Source organism: Pandoraea norimbergensis, from assembly GCF_001465545.3.
Taxonomy (GTDB): Bacteria; Pseudomonadota; Gammaproteobacteria; order Burkholderiales; family Burkholderiaceae; genus Pandoraea; species Pandoraea norimbergensis.
Window position 1 is genome coordinate 4,852,218 of record NZ_CP013480.3, and the last position, 16,467, is coordinate 4,868,684.

General features: G+C 63.5%; 14 protein-coding genes. 8 read left to right on the plus strand and 6 right to left on the minus strand.

Annotation, left to right across the window (positions count from 1 at the left end):
• Nucleotides 1–223 precede the first annotated feature (223 nt).
• Both AT302_RS21155 and AT302_RS21165 read left to right on the plus strand, forming a co-directional pair.
• A complete protein-coding gene (locus AT302_RS21155; RefSeq protein ID WP_058375706.1) occupies nt 224–1,399 on the plus strand; it encodes a sigma-54 interaction domain-containing protein in 1,176 nt (391 codons plus the stop codon).
• Between the two features lie 899 nt (nt 1,400–2,298).
• Nucleotides 2,299–3,462 (plus strand): porin, encoded by a 1,164-nt coding sequence (locus AT302_RS21165; RefSeq protein ID WP_058375708.1) that lies wholly within the window; start codon nt 2,299–2,301, stop codon nt 3,460–3,462.
• Between the two features lie 127 nt (nt 3,463–3,589).
• Here the strand turns inward: AT302_RS21165 and AT302_RS21170 are convergent, their stop codons facing one another.
• Complete coding sequence (locus tag AT302_RS21170; RefSeq protein ID WP_064675127.1) at nt 3,590–4,957, minus strand: gamma-glutamyl-gamma-aminobutyrate hydrolase family protein; 1,368 nt, start codon at nt 4,955–4,957, stop codon at nt 3,590–3,592.
• Nucleotides 4,958–5,507: 550 nt separating this feature from the next.
• Here AT302_RS21170 and AT302_RS21175 point away from each other — a divergent pair.
• On the plus strand, nt 5,508–5,789 hold the full coding sequence (locus tag AT302_RS21175; RefSeq protein ID WP_058375709.1) for a YkvA family protein: 282 nt from the start codon (nt 5,508–5,510) through the stop codon (nt 5,787–5,789).
• 90 nt (nt 5,790–5,879) lie between these two features.
• On the opposite strand, the gene AT302_RS21180 is transcribed toward AT302_RS21175, so the two are convergent.
• The 3 genes from AT302_RS21180 to AT302_RS21190 all read right to left on the minus strand — a co-directional run bounded on the left by AT302_RS21180 (nt 5,880) and on the right by AT302_RS21190 (nt 8,161).
• Nucleotides 5,880–6,854, minus strand: coding sequence for a quinone oxidoreductase family protein (locus tag AT302_RS21180; RefSeq protein ID WP_058375710.1), 975 nt, complete (start codon nt 6,852–6,854; stop codon nt 5,880–5,882).
• A gap of 65 nt (nt 6,855–6,919) precedes the next feature.
• Nucleotides 6,920–7,351 (minus strand): methylglyoxal synthase, encoded by a 432-nt coding sequence (locus tag AT302_RS21185; RefSeq protein WP_058375711.1) that lies wholly within the window; start codon nt 7,349–7,351, stop codon nt 6,920–6,922.
• 30 nt (nt 7,352–7,381) lie between these two features.
• Nucleotides 7,382–8,161 carry an SDR family oxidoreductase gene (locus tag AT302_RS21190; RefSeq protein ID WP_058375712.1) on the minus strand — a complete coding sequence of 260 codons (780 nt, stop codon included), beginning with the start codon at nt 8,159–8,161 and terminating at the stop codon, nt 7,382–7,384.
• Nucleotides 8,162–8,385: 224 nt separating this feature from the next.
• Between AT302_RS21190 and upp the strand changes: the two genes are divergently transcribed.
• Nucleotides 8,386–9,036 carry a uracil phosphoribosyltransferase gene (upp, locus tag AT302_RS21195; protein ID WP_058375713.1) on the plus strand — a complete coding sequence of 217 codons (651 nt, stop codon included), beginning with the start codon at nt 8,386–8,388 and terminating at the stop codon, nt 9,034–9,036.
• A gap of 112 nt (nt 9,037–9,148) precedes the next feature.
• On the opposite strand, the gene AT302_RS21200 is transcribed toward upp, so the two are convergent.
• Nucleotides 9,149–10,066: a DMT family transporter gene (locus tag AT302_RS21200; protein WP_058375714.1), complete on the minus strand. Its 918-nt coding sequence runs from the start codon at nt 10,064–10,066 to the stop codon at nt 9,149–9,151.
• A gap of 84 nt (nt 10,067–10,150) precedes the next feature.
• Nucleotides 10,151–11,644: a helicase HerA-like domain-containing protein gene (locus tag AT302_RS21205; protein ID WP_058375715.1), complete on the minus strand. Its 1,494-nt coding sequence runs from the start codon at nt 11,642–11,644 to the stop codon at nt 10,151–10,153.
• Between the two features lie 437 nt (nt 11,645–12,081).
• On the opposite strand from AT302_RS21205, the gene AT302_RS21210 reads away from it, so the two are divergent.
• From AT302_RS21210 to hemF, 4 genes are all read left to right on the plus strand, one after another.
• Complete coding sequence (locus tag AT302_RS21210; RefSeq protein ID WP_058375716.1) at nt 12,082–12,807, plus strand: YebC/PmpR family DNA-binding transcriptional regulator; 726 nt, start codon at nt 12,082–12,084, stop codon at nt 12,805–12,807.
• A 6-nt stretch (nt 12,808–12,813) separates the two neighbouring features.
• Complete coding sequence (gene purD, locus AT302_RS21215) at nt 12,814–14,100, plus strand: phosphoribosylamine--glycine ligase (protein ID WP_058375717.1); 1,287 nt, start codon at nt 12,814–12,816, stop codon at nt 14,098–14,100.
• A gap of 328 nt (nt 14,101–14,428) precedes the next feature.
• Nucleotides 14,429–15,328, plus strand: coding sequence for a mechanosensitive ion channel family protein (locus AT302_RS21220; protein ID WP_058375718.1), 900 nt, complete (start codon nt 14,429–14,431; stop codon nt 15,326–15,328).
• 217 nt (nt 15,329–15,545) lie between these two features.
• Complete coding sequence (gene hemF / locus AT302_RS21225) at nt 15,546–16,457, plus strand: oxygen-dependent coproporphyrinogen oxidase (protein WP_174554631.1); 912 nt, start codon at nt 15,546–15,548, stop codon at nt 16,455–16,457.
• Nucleotides 16,458–16,467: the final 10 nt, after the last annotated feature.

The window sequence follows — 16,467 nt, forward strand, 5'->3', positions numbered from 1 at the left end:
GTGAGGAAACGCCAGGCCAAAAGCCACCGACGGCGACCTTTCGTAACGATACGAGAAGGAGACAGTCATGCCCGCTCACCTCGCTGTAGCGAACGCCCCCGCTCGACCTGTCGGATCGCTTGGCCCCCTCGGCAACCTAGGAACACTTGGCACAGTCGCCCCCCTCGGTACGTCCGCCGCCTTCAGCAACGTCGCAGCACTCGCCCCCCTCGCACACCCCGCCATGGCGCCCGCACCTGCCACGGCGGCCCAGCGCCAGATGCGCCCCGATTACCTCGCCATCGACGACCTCAGCGGCACCGACGCCCGCATGCGCGATCTGCTCGCGCGCGGCAAACGCTTCGTCGATCGCGGACTGCCGGTACTGATTCTCGGTGAGACCGGAACGGGTAAAGAGTTTCTCGCCCGTGCACTGCACGCGTACAGCGAACGGCGCGCACAAGCGTTCGTCGCGATCAACACGGCATCGATTCCCGAACATCTGGTCGAGAGCGAACTGTTTGGCTACCAACGCGGGGCGTTCTCGGGCGCGTTGCCCGGTGGCATGAAGGGCAAACTGCAACAAGCGGACGGCGGCACGCTCTTTCTCGATGAAATCGGCGATATGCCCTACGCCCTGCAAACGCGATTGTTGCGTGTGCTGTCGGAACGCGAAGTCACGCCGCTGGGCGCGAGCCGTGCCATTCCGGTCGACGTGCAGTTGATTTGTGCGACCCATCAGGATCTCGCGAGTGCCGTGGCGCAAGGCAAGTTCCGCGAAGATTTGTATTACCGCGTCGCCGTGGGTGTGTTGACGCTCCCCACGCTGCACGAGCGCGACGATAAGCCCGAACTCATTGCCCGCATGCTCTGCGACGAGTGGCCCGGCACGCGCATGGATCAAGCCCTCGGACGTGTGTCGGCGGACGCCATGACGCGTCTGCTTTCGTATGCATGGCCCGGTAACTTGCGGCAGATGCGCGCGGCACTGCGCTATGCGTGCGCGGTGATGAATGGGAATGTGATGCGGGTGGACGATCTGCCGCCAGAGTTGGCGGCAGCGGCGATGGCGTCACGCCATTCGACCATGAGCGCACACGATTTGCCGTTGCGAGAGGCGGCTGTATTGCCGATGCCGATGACGGCTTCGATGTCGGCTGTCACGCGTGCGGCCTCCGCGCAGAGTGCGTCATCGAGCATCGCAGCGACGGCAACGATCGCCGCGACCGAGCACGATGCGCCTCGTATGCAGGAACGTGAACGCATCTTGCAGGCACTCGCGCAGCATCGCTGGAACATTTCTGCGGCGGCGCGCACGCTCGGTTTTTGCCGCGCATCGCTGTATCGCAAGCTCAAGCAACTGAGCATTCCGCATGTGCGCGATTGCGCCGACGCGCTGACGTCAGGCCATTACGCGTGACAAAAGCATGTGACGAAAATGCAGGCAAAAAAAAAGCGCGGCCGATGAGGCCGCGCCAAGGTTTGGAGACTTTTCACTCAACGCAAAAGTCTACTTCTCGCGGAACGTAGTATAGGTGCGGCCCCGCGAAACATTCTCATCATTCGGCGCAATGATTTATTTGTCGACTCGCAATAGTCTGTAAAACCCCATAAACAAAGGGCTTTTTTGACGACGTGCGAAATCGCGCTCACATACATCTAGGAATTGTCGCATCACACGCGCTTGATTTGTCGCACTTGCGTGCTTCGATGACACGAGAATGACAGCGCGCTGTCGTGACCCCATCGGCGAACCAATTTGCCGCCGGTTTTTTCCGTCACGCGACACGCTCGACTGTCTGATTTCTACCGGCCGAATATCGCGAATCGCTGAACGGCATCACGACTTCATTCTTGACGTCATTGCGTTCGATTTCAGTGCCATGCACCACTCGCGCAAGTCGACACTTCGACATGAATTCGCAGCGCGGGAACCAATTCAAATCACGCGTGTCGCGCGCAAATCCAGTGCTGGCAACGCTTCGCAGCCGCCTCATCACCCCCGCCACACTGTGTCCCGAGCGCAACACACACCGCTTGCATTGCCATTTCTCGCCTAGGCTTAATCAAGCGAATCCCTTGCCACACAACGCTTTAGGACGCATCGACGTGATTCTTTTCAGAAGTGAAATAGATTCTTGCGGATTCTGAAATAGGCGGGAGTGATGCCCACTCATACACTGCCCCCTGTCAGCAGAACAGTGCCGATACCTGATCGGGTCCGCGAATGACAAACCGTCACCTCGACATGTTCTGTTTCGCCGCGTTCTGTTTTCACGCGAATTCTGCGATTCGTGTCACGTTACTGGAGCTTAAACCATGAAAAAAACTCTTCTTGCCGCAGCCGTTGTCGGCGCGTTCTCGGCGACCGCCGCGCATGCTCAAAGCAGCGTCACGCTGTACGGCTTGATCGATGCTGGCGTTGCTTACACGAGCAACTCCACCACGTCGGCGGCTTCGGGTTCGAAGAACTTCCGCGCAACGAGCGGCCTGATCAACGGCAGCCGTTGGGGCCTGAAGGGCTCGGAAGACCTGGGTGGCGGTAACAAGGCCATCTTCGTATTGGAAAACGGTTTCTCGATCAACAACGGTCAGTCGGGCCAAAACGGCCGTATGTTCGGTCGTCAAGCCTTCGTCGGCCTGCAGAACGACAAGTTCGGCGCTGTGACGATCGGTCGTCAATACGACTCGCTGGTTGACTACCTGGCACCGCTGACCCTGAACGGTTCGTCGTTCGGCGGCACGATCGCTTCGCACCCGTACGATAACGACAACACGAACAACTCGTTCCGTGTGAACAACTCGGTCAAGTACTCGAGCGCCAACTACAACGGCCTGACCTTCGGCGGCCTGTATGGCTTCTCGAACAAGGCTGGCGACTTCGCCAACAACCGTGCATTCAGCGCCGGCGTGAACTACGCAAACGGCCCGCTGACGGTGGCTGCTGCTTACTTGGAACGCCAAGGCAATCCGGGTAACAACAACGGTTCGGGCGCTGTCGACACGTCGAACGGCGGTGACTCGGTGTTCCAGTCGCAGAAGCAACGCGTCTGGGGTATCGGTGGTAACTACGCCTTCGGCCCGGCTACGGTCGGCCTGGTGTACACCCACACGCAACTGCAAGGTCTGTCGGGCCTGAACTACAACAGCACGGCTGTGTCGTTCAACAACGACGGTCTGAAGTTCGACAACTTCGAAATCAACGGTCGCTACATGCTGACCCCGGCAGTCTCGCTGTCGGCCGCGTACACGTACACGATGGCCAAGCAAGATTCGACGGATCAGAAGCCGAAGTTCCACACCGTTACGCTGCAAGCTGACTACCGTCTGTCGAAGCGCACCGACGTGTACCTGACCGGTTCGTACCAACACATCTCCGACAACGAAGGCACGGGCTTGCAAGCTGGTGTCGGCGCTGCCGGCGGTATGTCGTCGACCAGCTCGCAAACTGTTGTGGGCACGGGCATCCGTCACCGCTTCTAATCGACGCGGACAGAGCGCTGCCGGCAGTATCGCAGTGCTCTCGACATGAAAAAGGGCAGCCTCGGCTGCCCTTTTTCTATTGCGGCACTGATGGGGATTCAGTGCGATTCAGTGCATTAGCAAAGCATCAGAAGCGCGTCTCACGCGCGGCACGCAGGAAGTTATCGAGCACCGGCGTGCAATCCAAAAACTCCGGACCACCCGCGCGGTGAAACTCCGGGTGCCATTGCAGGCCCATCACGAACGGCGCCTTGCGATAGCGAATGGCCTCCACCACGCCATCTTCCGCACACATCGCTTCCACACTCAGATCGCGCCCCAGCGTCTTCACCGACTGGTGGTGAATCGAATTCACGATGGGCACATCGACCGGGCCGAGCATTTGCGCCAGCGATGAGCCTTCGGGGAAGGTCAACGTGTGGCGATTGTGCTCGTACGTTTCCGTCACGTGAGGAATCGCTTCCGGCAAATCGGTGGCGATGTCCTGATGCAAGGTGCCGCCGAACGCCACGTTGATCAGTTGGCAGCCACGGCAGACGCCGAGAATCGGCTTTCCTTGCTCGACAAACTCGTGCAGCAGTTCCAGTTCGTACATGTCGCGCATACGGTCGCCCTGCCATTCGTGGCGCGTAGCGACTTCCGAATACGTGAGCGGCGCAACGTCCGCCCCGCCCTGCAACACCAGACCGTCAAGATGCTTGGCGTAATCGTGCAGGCGGATATGGCTCGGGTGAAGCTGGCCTTGCGTATCGACCGTCGGAATCATGAACACCAGCACGTCGCGCGACATCACCCAGTGCGCGATCGATTCTTCGAGGTATTGCAGCGTTTTGCTGCGCAGGCCCTTGTTGCCGGGCTCCGGATGGAAGATCCGCGCGGAAATGCCGATCTTCAATGTGCGCTGCGTGATGCGCTGACCGGCGCGGTCGTACCACGCGCGAAAACGTGCGCCCATGATGCGTCGCAAGACCGACCACGGCGAATCGCCCGCTTGCAGGTAAGACGGCGCACCGCCCATCGATGCAGGGCTGCCGGGGCGCGGCGCGCTGCCGCCAAACGCGGGTTGATGGGGCGGTTCGCCGCCGCCTGAGCCACCTGAGCCGCCTGAAACACCTGAGCCACCTGAGCCGCCTGAGTCGCCTGAACCTCCTGAGGCACCCGCACCGCCCGCACCGCCCGACGAGGCAGACGTCGCACCAGTGCCGGTACCGATGGTCCCGCCAGCGCTGCCCACACCGGCGGCCTTGACGTCTTCGCGCGACGCGGCAACCGGCGCACCGATCGGATTGCGATCGGATGCCACTTCAGCAATCGGCTGCTGGCCGGCGGCAGGCGCCGCAGGGGTTGTCGGCGGCGTAGTCTGCGTGGCGGCAGGTGTTACGGCCACGCTAGCTGTCGTGGCCGGCGGCGATGGCGGTTCGGCCCGCGCATCGGCAGAGGCGCCCGGCTCCGATTGATGCACCGGACGGGTCAGCGTGTCGGGGTTGGGTGGCATGTCGGCAGAACCTTCTGCCGTGCCGCCCACCGGTTTGCCGGTCGCACGCGGCGAGGCCGGTGTCGCACCTTCAACGTACTCGGTGGAGGTCGTCGAGGCGCTCGATGAGGTTTCCGGGGTGGCGGGTGTTGCGGGTTTGGCTGCGCTCTTGTTCGCGTCGAGCTCGGGCTTGGGGGGCTGTTGCGGCGATTTCGGATCTTGAGCGTCGGTCATAGTGGCGTTGGATGCGTCCGCTAGGAGGGAAAAAAGGGGTAGACCACGGCGATTGGCAAATTATCCCGCCGCCCCTGTTACGCCGCAATCGCGAAAGCTGCCGTTTCCTCACTTGCCCGGCAGACACTACCGCGCGATGAAACCGTTGCGTTGCAGCGATGTCGAAGTCTTTTGTAACGCGTAGTGCGTGTCCATGCCTATCGGCAAGCCATGTCACTTGCGCGTATCATTCTCAATACTTTGAACGATGTTATACGACGTTTTAGACATTTGCGTCGGTTAAGCATGCCTTTCTGCATAACCACACTGTCTTGACGTTTGTTTTGGGAGTCTGCAAGTGAAACGTTTTCTGCGTCTGTGGCAAGTGGCGCGCCACGATTTCCGTATCCTTTGGCACGCCGTGCGCGACCCGCGCCGGCCGCGCTGGCTGCTGCCCGCCGTGGCGGCACTGGTCGTCTATCTGCTCAGCCCGTTCGACCTGATTCCCGACTTTGTGCCGGTTTTTGGCCTGCTCGACGACGTGGTGATCATCGGCATGGTGGTGCACTGGCTGGTCGGGCGCCTGCCCGTCGACGTACGCGAGGACGCCCGCGCGCATATCTTCACGCAACGCGCCTGAACGGCGGCTGCGGCGGCGACACCAACGCCACCGAAAAAGGGACGCCAGTGGCGTCCCTTTTCTTTTCTGCACGAAGGCCGGAGGCCCCGATTACGGCATCAGCAGCGTCGAGCCCGTCGTCTTGCGCGCTTCGAGATCACGATGCGCCTGAGCGACGTCAGCCAGCGCATAACGCTGATTGACTTCGATCTTCACGGTGCCCTTGGCGACTACATCGAACAACTCGTTGGCCGTCGCTTCCAGATCTGCACGCTTGGCCGTGTAGTTGAACAAGGTCGGACGCGTGAAGAAGAGCGAGCCGCGCGAGACCAGATCGGCCGTGCTGATCTGCGTCACCGGGCCCGAGGCATTCCCGAAGTTCACCATCGTGCCAAGCGGACGCAGACAGTCGAGCGAACCGATGAAAGTGTCTTTGCCGATCGAGTCGTACACCACCGGCACGCCTTCGCCGCCCGTGATGTCCTTCACGCGCTCGACAAAGTTCTCGCGCGTGTAGACGATCGGGTGATCGCAGCCGTGCTGACGTACCAGCGCGGCCTTCTCGTCGGAGCCGACCGTGCCGATGACCGTTGCGCCGAGCGCCTTGGCCCACTGGCACACAATCAGCCCCACGCCGCCGGCGGCCGCATGAATCAGGATCGTGTCGCCCGCTTTCACCGGATACGTGCGACGCAGCAGGTATTGCGCCGTCATGCCTTGCAGCATCATGGCGGCGGCCTGATCGTCGGTGATGGCGTCGGGCAGACGCACGAGCGGTGCGGCCGGCATCACACGCGCCTGCGAGTAAGCACCGCACGGGCGGCTGGCGTACGCCACACGGTCGCCCGGCTTCACGTGGGTGACGCCTTCGCCCACGGCTTCGACCACGCCAGAGGCTTCCATGCCAAGACCGGCGGGCAGCGGCTGCGGATACAGACCGGTGCGGAAATACACGTCGATGTAGTTCAACCCGACCGCGTTGTGACGCACGCGCGCCTCACCCGGGCCCGGCTCGCCGACTTGCACGTCCACGTACTGCATCACTTCCGGACCGCCATTCGTTTCGATGCGGATCGCTTTTGTCATCCTCGCTCCTTGATGATTCGGGGGTTTTTTCTGGGGATATCGGTTGCCTGCCGAGCGCCTGACGATCAGGTCGCCAGCGCCTTCGGCTGGGCCGCAAGACGAATGATCAACTGCTCCAGCAGCAAGCGCGCTGTCGAGCTATTGGTCGCGCACGGCACGTTATGCACGTCGCAGGCGCGCACGAGCGCATTGATATCGGGTTCGTGCGGCTGGGGCGTCATCGGATCGCGCAGAAACAGCACCATGTCGATGCGGCCTTCGGCCAGTTGGGCGCCGATTTGCAGGTCGCCGCCATGCGGGCCGGAGAGCTTGCGCTCCACGTCGAGGCCCAGCTCCGTGGCGATGCGCCCGCCCGTGGTGCCGGTGGCGACGAGGTCGCACTGGCGCAGCACGTCCACGTAGTCGCGCGCGACGGCCAGAATTTCATCTTTCTTCTTGTCGTGCGCGATGAGGGCGATGCGCACCTTCGGGGCGCTCGTGACGGTGGTTACAGTCATGTGGGAAGTCTCTGCCTAGAAAGTGCCGGCCTAGAAAGTACCGGGATAAGCGCCGCCGTCGATCAACACGTTTTGCCCGGTGATGTACCCGGCCTGCGCGCTGCAAAGGAACGCGCACGTCGCGCCGAATTCGTCCGGCTGGCCGAAGCGGCGCGCGGGAATCGCGGCGGCACGCTTGGCACGGGCTTCGTCGACCGACTGGCCGCTCTTGTCCGCCCACGCTTTCATCGTGCCGGCCAGACGGTCGGTGTCGAACGCCCCCGGCAGCAGATTGTTGATCGTGACGTTATGGGCGACGGTCGTGCGCGACAGGCCGGCCACAAAGCCCGTCAGGCCCGAGCGGGCACCGTTCGAGAGGCCCAGAATGTCGATCGGCGCCTTCACGGCCGACGACGTGATGTTCACGATGCGGCCAAAACGGCGGCCGATCATGCCGTCGACGGTCGCCTTGATCAGTTCGATCGGGGTGAGCATGTTGGCGTCGAGCGCGCGAATCCAGTCGTCGCGTTGCCATTCCCGAAAATCGCCCGGCGGCGGGCCGCCCGCGTTGGTCACGAGAATGTCGGGTTGCGCACACGCGGCGAGCGCCTGTGCACGGCCTTCCGGCGTCGTGATGTCGCAGGCGACGGCGGTCACCTTCACGCCCGTCGAGGCGCGGATCGCATCCGCCGCTTCATTGAGTGCCGCCGCCGTGCGCGCGACGATCACCACGTCGGCACCCGCTTCGGCCAGCGCCTGAGCGCAAGCGCGCCCCAGTCCCTTGCTCGCACCGCACACCAGCGCCGTGCGGCCCTTGATTCCCAGATCCATGGTTCAACCTTCCAAGTCAGTCGAGAATTCGTGGAAATACGGCCCTGTGAGCCGTCTTGCAGCGATTCTAAGGGAATCGGGAGATAGCCGCTGACGCGCGGCGTGATGGGCGGCGTGATGGGCCGCATTTTGGGCGCGCGGTGTCGAAAGCCGGACCGCCGTAGCCGGCATCGGCTAAAATCGCGGCCATGCGGGCCACACCGGCCCTGCCTCAGAATGCTGCCATGAAACAAGACAATCGCTTCCCGAATCTCTTCATCTGCGATCACCCGCTGATCCAGCACAAGCTCTCGCACATGCGCGACAAGGAAACCTCGACGCGCACGTTCCGTGGCCTGCTGCGCGAGATCACCTTGCTCATGGGCTATGAAATCACGCGCGACCTGCCGCTTACGACCGAGTCGATCGAGACGCCGATGGTCACCATGGACGCCCCGGTCATCGCGGGCAAGAAGCTGGCCATCGTGCCGGTGCTGCGCGCAGGCGTGGGCATGAGCGACGGCCTGCTCGATCTGGTGCCGTCGGCACGCGTCGGTCATATCGGCGTGTATCGCGACGAGCAACACCGTCCGGTCGAATATCTGGTGCGCCTGCCCGATGTGGCCGACCGCCGTTTCATCTTGTGTGATCCGATGGTCGCCACCGGCTACTCGGCCGTGCACGCGGTGGATGTGCTGCGCAAGCGCGGTGTCGAGGAAGAGAACATTGCCTTCCTCGCACTCGTCGCCGCACCGGAAGGCGTGAAGGTGCTGCACGACGCGCACCCGGGCGTGAAGTTGTACGTGGCGTCGCTCGACGAGCGTCTGGACGACCACGCCTACATCATCCCGGGTCTGGGTGATGCCGGTGACCGTCTGTTCGGCACGAAGAACTGAGTACACCGCAAAACGACCGGCGGCGGAACGAGACGTCCGCCATTGGTCGCTGAAGACGCTTGTAGAAAAGGACGCGTAGGCCCTGCCACGCGTCCTTTTTGTTTGTGCCGCGTCAGCGCGCCTTGCGCCGCGTCGCCATCGCCACGCCGATGGCGGCGAGCACCATCCCGCCCCACGCGAGTGGCGGCATGTGTTCCCCGACCATGATCCACGCGGCCAGTGCGGCGGCGGGGGGCACGAGAAAGAACAACGCCGAGACGCGGGACGCTTCGCCTCGCCGGATCATCGCCAGCAGCAACGAGATGGCCACGATCGAATTACCGATGACGAGGTAGACGAGGGACAGGCTGAGTTGCCACGTCCACGACACATGCATCGGTTCGAGCCACCATGCGAGCGGCAGCGTCGCGGCAAAGCCCACGGCGTACTGCACGAGGTTGGACGTGATCGGGTGCTGCCCGACGCCGAAGCGCTTTTCATACAGCGTGCCGCAAGTGATCGCGCCCAATGCGATGAAGGTGAACAGCAGGCCGAGTGCCGACGTCGCCTCCACCGCCGAGCGCGCCACGATCACCAGCGCCGCCCCTGCCAGCCCGAGCCCCAGACCGATCCAGTTCATCCCGCTCACACGCTCGCCGACCAGATGCGGCACCGCCAGCGCTACAAGAATCGGTTGCAGCGACGTAATCAGCGCCACGCTGCCCGCCGAGACGCCAATGCGCAGCGCGAGATACGTCATGCTGAAGTACAACGCCTGAATCAGCAGGCCGATGACGATGAGATGCCCCCACGCCGCAGCGGTCTTCGGCAAGGGCGGCCGCATCACGATGGCCAGCGGCGCGAGCAGCACCAGCACGAGACCGTAACGCAGCGCGAGGAACGTGAGCGGGTCGGCATACGCGAGGCCGATCTTGGCGACCGTGAAGCCGACCGACCACAGGAACAGGAAGATCAGCGGCGCGGCACGCAGCCACAACGGATCGTGGGCAACCCCGGTACGCACCGGGTCAAGTGAGGTTTTCAGAGACATCGGGAAGCGCAGACTCCTTCATTCTTATTGTTGTAAAGGGTGATGCGGGCCACCCGCGAGTGGCCGGGTAGCAATCGGTGACGGCTACCGGCGACGATTGCCGCCGAAGATGCTGCCGAGGACGCCACGTACGATTTCGCGTCCCAACTGACTGCCGATGGTGCGGGCCGTGCTCTTAACCATGGCGTCGATCGGTGTGTCCTTGCGGCTTGAACCGCGAGCGCCGCCACTGCCGCCGCTGCCGCCGCTACCCCCCCCCAGCAGACCGCCAAGCGAATCCTTCACTGCGTCGAGTAACCCGCCACCGGACGACTCTCCGCCCGTCGAGGCTGCGCCGCCCGGCGCGTCCGGTTGGCGGCTCTCTGTGCGGCCCACAAGCTTTTCATACGCCGACTCGCGATCGACCGCCGTCTCGTACACCCCCGCGACCAGCGAGTTCGCCATCACCGCCTGGCGCTCCTGCGGCGTGATCGGCCCGATGCGTGAGGCGGGCGGCGCGATGTACGCACGCTCTGTCACGGTCGGGCGTCCCTTTTCATCGAGCAGCGACACCAAGGCCTCGCCCACGCCCAACTCGCCAATGACCTTCTCGATATCGAGCGACGGGTTCGCCCGCATCGTCTGCGCAGCCACCTTCACAGCCTTCTGGTCGCGCGGCGAATAGGCGCGCAACGCATGCTGCACGCGATTGCCCAACTGTCCGAGCACGGTGTCGGGCACATCGACCGGATTCTGCGTGACAAAGTACACACCGACGCCCTTCGAGCGGATCAGGCGAACCATCTGCTCGATGCGCTCCAGCAGCGCCTTCGGGGCCTCGTTGAACAGCAGATGCGCCTCGTCGAAGAAGAACACGAGCTTCGGCTTATCAGGGTCGCCCACTTCAGGCAGGCGCTCGAACAACTCGGCCAGCAGCCACAGCAGGAACGTGCCGTAGATGCGCGGTGCGGTGAGCAGTTTGTCGGCGGCGAGAATGTTGACGATGCCGCGCCCCTGCGCGTCGGTCTGCATGAAGTCGTCGATGTTGAGCATCGGCTCGCCGAAGAACTTGTCGGCGCCCTGCTGCTCCAGCGCGAGCAACCCGCGCTGAATGGCCCCGACCGACGCGGCCGAGATATTGCCGTACTGCGTCGTGAAGCTCGACGCGTTCTCGCCTACGTGCTGGAGCATCGCGCGCAGGTCTTTGCTGTCGAGCAGCAACAGACCATTGTCGTCGGCAATCTTGAAGACGAGGTTGAGCACGCCAGTCTGCGTCTCGTTCAGGCCCAACAGGCGTGCGAGCAGCAACGGGCCGAGATCGGAGACGGTGGCACGCACCGGATGGCCCTGCTCGCCGAACACATCCCACAGCATGGCGGGGCTGCCGTGCCAGTCGGGGGTATCGAAGCCCAGATTGGCGATGCGCTCCTTGAGCTTGGGAGTCTCCACGCCCGGTTGCGTGATGCCTGTGAGATCGCCCTTCACGTCGGCGAGAAACACGGGCACGCCGATATCGGAGAACGCCTGCGCCATGACTTGCAGCGTGACGGTCTTGCCCGTGCCGGTCGCGCCGGTGATCAAGCCATGGCGGTTGCCCATGGCGGGCAGCAGGCCGAGCAGGTGCTGGTCGTTGCGGGCGATGACGAGCGGTGCCCCGGTTTCATGCGCACCGGCAGCGCCGGAGGATGAGGCGGATTCAATGGGAGATGCAGAGCGGGAAGTAGCGCTTGAAGCAGATGCGGGGGACGGCGACGCTTGCGACGGCGCGGGCTTCTTGGGCATGAGCGACCTCGGCAGTAGACACGGTGCGGGTCGTGACACGGCGCAGCAAACACCCGTGGCACGGTGCGGCGGCATGATAAAATTGCCTCCGATTATAGCGGCAGGTTGCCGCCCGGGCCTCGCAGGCCGAGGGCCATGCCTGTCAAGCGCCCGCTGCCCTTCGGTGGCGGGCGCTCCCGTTTCAAAGGCTGGCCGCGCGGCATTGCGCGGGCCGGCGGCATATTCAGCCGCACTGCGGCACGACGGAGAATTTCATGGCGGGTCATAGCAAATGGGCCAACATCAAACACAAGAAGGCTGCGGCAGATGCCAAGCGCGGTAAAGTCTGGACACGCCTGATCAAGGAAATCACCGTGGCAGCGCGTCTGGGCGGCGGTGACGCCGACAGCAACCCGCGCCTGCGTCTGGCCGTGGAAAAGGCCGCCGACGCCAACATGCCCAAGGACAACGTCAAACGCGCGATCGATCGCGGCGTGGGCGGTCTGGACGGCGCCAACTACGAAGAAATTCGCTACGAAGGCTACGGCATCAACGGCGCGGCCGTGATCGTCGACACCATGACGGACAACCGTGTGCGTACCGTTGCGGAAGTGCGCCACGCCTTCTCGAAGTTCGGCGGCAACATGGGCACCGATGGCTCGGTGGCGTTCCTGTTCACGCACTGCGGCCAGTTCCTGTTCTCGCCGGAAACGCCGGAAGACAAGCTGATGGAAGTTGCCCTCGACGCCGGTGCCGATGACGTCATCAGCAACGACGACGGCAGCTTCGAAGTGATCTGCCCGGCCAACGACTTCCAGACGGTCAAGACCAAGCTCGAAGCCGCCGGCCTGAAGGCCGAAGTCGCGGAAGTCACAATGAAGCCGCAAACCGAAGTGGTCTTCACCGGCGAAGACGCCCTGAAGATGCAAAAGCTGCTCGACGCGCTCGAAAACCTCGACGACGTGCAGGAAGTCTTTACCAACGCCGTCATCGAGGAATAAACAAGCATGAAGATTCTGGTTGTCGGCTCGGGTGGCCGTGAACACGCCCTGGCGTGGAAGCTCGCGCAATCGTCGCGCATCCAACTGGTCTACGTCGCCCCGGGCAACGGCGGCACGGCGCTCGACGAGCGCCTGCGCAATGTCCCGATCAGCGATCCGAACGTGCTCGCCGAGTTCGCCATTCGTGAAGGCATCGCCCTCACCGTGGTCGGCCCCGAAGCACCGCTCGCCGCCGGTATCGTCAACATCTTCCGTGCCCGCGGCCTGAAGGTGTTCGGCCCGACGCGTGAAGCGGCGCAGCTCGAATCGTCGAAGGACTTCGCCAAGGCGTTCATGAAGCGCCACGGCATTCCGACCGCCGATTACGAAACGTTCTCCGACGCGGCCAAGGCCCATGCGTACATCGACGCCAAGGGCGCGCCGATCGTAATCAAGGCCGATGGTCTGGCCGCCGGCAAGGGCGTGGTCGTGGCAATGTCGCTGGAAGAAGCGCACAACGCCGTGGACGCGATGCTCGCGGACAACAAGCTCGGCGACGCCGGTGCGCGTGTGGTCATCGAGGAATTCCTGCAAGGCGAAGAAGCCAGCTTCATCGTCATGGTCGACGGCAAGAACGTGCTGCCGCTCGCCACGTCGCAGGATCACAAGCGTCTGCTCGATAACGATCAGGGCCCGAACACGGGCGGCATGGGCGCCTACTCGCCCGCGCCGATCGTCACGCCGCAAATTCACGCCCGCGTGATGCGCGAGATCATTCTGCCGACCGTGCGCGGTATGGAAACCGATGGCATTCGCTACACGGGCTTCCTGTACGCCGGCCTGATGATCGACCCGCAAGGCAATATCAAGACGCTCGAATTCAACTGCCGCATGGGCGACCCCGAGACGCAGCCGATCATGGCGCGCCTGAAGGGCGACTTCTCGGTGGTGGTCGAACACGCGATTGCCGGCACGCTCGACAAGGTCGAACTCGACTGGGACCGCCGCTATGCGCTGGGCGTGGTGCTCGCCGCTTACGGCTACCCGGATAACCCGCGCAAGGCCGACCGTATCTCGGAGATTCCTGCCGAGACCGACGATTGCGTGACGTTCCATGCCGGTACGCAGTTGGAAAACGACGTGCTGTCGGTCACCGGCGGACGCGTGCTGTGCGTGGTCGGGTTGTCGGACACGGTGCGCGGTGCGCAAAGCGTGGCGTATCAGATGGTCAACCAGATCAGCTTCGACGGCATGCAATATCGCCACGACATCGGCAACCGCGCCCTCGCGCGCAAGCCGGAAGGCACCGCCTGATTGCGCTGCATTGAGGTGCTGCATTGAGGCGCTGCACTGAAGCGCCGAGACGTTGATGCCCCACGGCCCGGACGACCACAAATCGTCCGGGCCGTTGTCATTTCAGGCGCGACATTGTTGGAACGTGACGCGTCCGCCACGTCGGCGTCATTTCGTTATCCCATCGACAAGATTGACAAGCGAAACGCAACTTGGCACGCTGGCAGCGGCGCAACCTGCGTAGTTCCACGATGGAATGCGTGGCACACGCCCCCAGTCGCCCCCTCCGGCCAGCCTCGGCGGAACCCAGCAGTTTTCCCGACAGATCCCTCGCTCGACGGAGACGCGTATGTTCGACCTCAACAAGCTGGTCAACGATTATCTGGTGCCGTTCGGACTGAAGATCCTGATGGCAGTCGTCATCTGGATCATCGGTGGCATCGTCATCAATCTGGTCGCCCGCCTCGTGCGTGCCGCGATGACCCGCCGGGCCATCGATCCCACCCTCGTCCGTTACTCCGAATCGTCGCTGCGCATTGCCTTGCGCATCGCCTTGGTCATCACCATCCTCAGCGTCTGCGGCATCGAGACCACGTCGTTCGCGGCGCTGCTGGCCGCCGCCGGCATCGCCATCGGCGCGGCCTGGTCCGGGCTGCTGTCGAACTTTGCCTCGGGCATCTTCCTGATCGTGCTGCGCCCGTTCAAGACGGGCGACATGATCAGCGCCGGCGGCGTGACCGGCGTGGTCGACGAGATCGGCCTGTTCGTCACGACGATGACCACGGCAGACAACCTGCGCGTCTATGTGGGCAACACGAAGGTGTTCAGCGACAACATCACGGTTTATGACGCCAACGCGTTCCGGCGCGTCGATCTGAGCGCGCAGTTGGCCCATACGGTCGACGTGCAGGACGCCGTGACGCGGCTCAAGGCGCGTATCGCCCAGATTCCGAACGTGATGAGCACGCCCGCCGTGGACGTCGCCATTCTGGAGTTCAACCCGGCCGGGCCAGTGCTCGCGGTGCGTCCGTATTGCCATAACCGCGATTACTGGCAGGTGTATTTCGACACCAACCGGGCGATTGCCGAAGTGGGCGGCACGGCACACTGGCCGGTACCCGCGCCGCGCCAGATTCTCATGCCGCCACCGGCGGACGTGGGCGGCGGAAACGCCAGCGCGAACGCGCCGATCATCGGCACGGGCAATGCCGCTCCGGCAGGCTCACGGCCGAACGCTCCGGCCCCCTGAACGGCGCACTGAACAGCACACTGAACAGCGGGACGGGCTTCTCGAACGTCCCGAAAGTCACCTCAACACCTTGATTCGGGTCATCCGGGCGGCATAAACGCCGCCCCGGCGCCCCGCCTGGCGCCCCTGAACGCCCGCCAGCCGGTACAATCCGTCTATTACCAAAACGGGACGTAGAAGGATGACCGCGAGCACGACGGCGAAAGACGCCGCACAGATGCCGGACACCGGCGCAGTGCGAACTTATCTGCTCGGTCTGCAAGACCGTATTGTCGAAACGCTGGAACGGCTCGACGGCAAGCGCTTTCTCGCCGACGACTGGCAGCGCCCGGCCGACGGCGCGCTGCGTGGCGACGGGCGCACCCGCGTGCTCGACGACGGTGATTTCTTCGAGCGCGGCGGCGTGAACTTCTCCCACGTGGTGGGCGACAAGCTCCCCGGCTCGGCCAGCGCCTCGCGCCCCGAATTGGCCGGACGCGGTTTCGAAGCCCTTGGTGTATCGCTCGTCCTGCATCCCCGCAACCCGTATTGCCCGACCGTGCACTTCAACGTGCGCATTCTGATCGCGACCGCCCCCGGCGAAGCCCCGGCGTTCTGGTTCGGCGGCGGCATGGACCTCACGCCTTATTACGCGTTCGAAGACGACTGCCGGCACTTCCACCAGACCTGCAAGGACGCCCTTGATCCGTTCGGCACCGATTGGTACCCGCGCTTCAAGGCCTGGTGCGACGAGTACTTCTATCTGAAACACCGGCAAGAACCGCGCGGCATCGGCGGTATCTTCTTCGACGATTTCTCGGGTGGCGGCTTCGAGACGGGCTTTGCGGTCATGCAAAGCGTGGGCGACGCCTTCCTCGACGCGTATGTGCCGATCGTGGAACGCCGCCGCGGCATGCCGTACGGCGAGCGCGAGCGCGATTTTCAGGCGCATCGCCGTGGCCGCTACGTCGAATTCAATCTGGTCTGGGACCGTGGCACGCATTTCGGGCTGCAATCGGGCGGGCGTACCGAGTCGATCCTGATGTCGATGCCGCCGATCGTGAAGTGGCATTACGACTGGAAGCCCGAGCCGGACACCCCGGAAGCCAAGCTCTATACCGATTTCCTCGTGCGGCGCGAGTGGGTGTAAAGGCGACCCA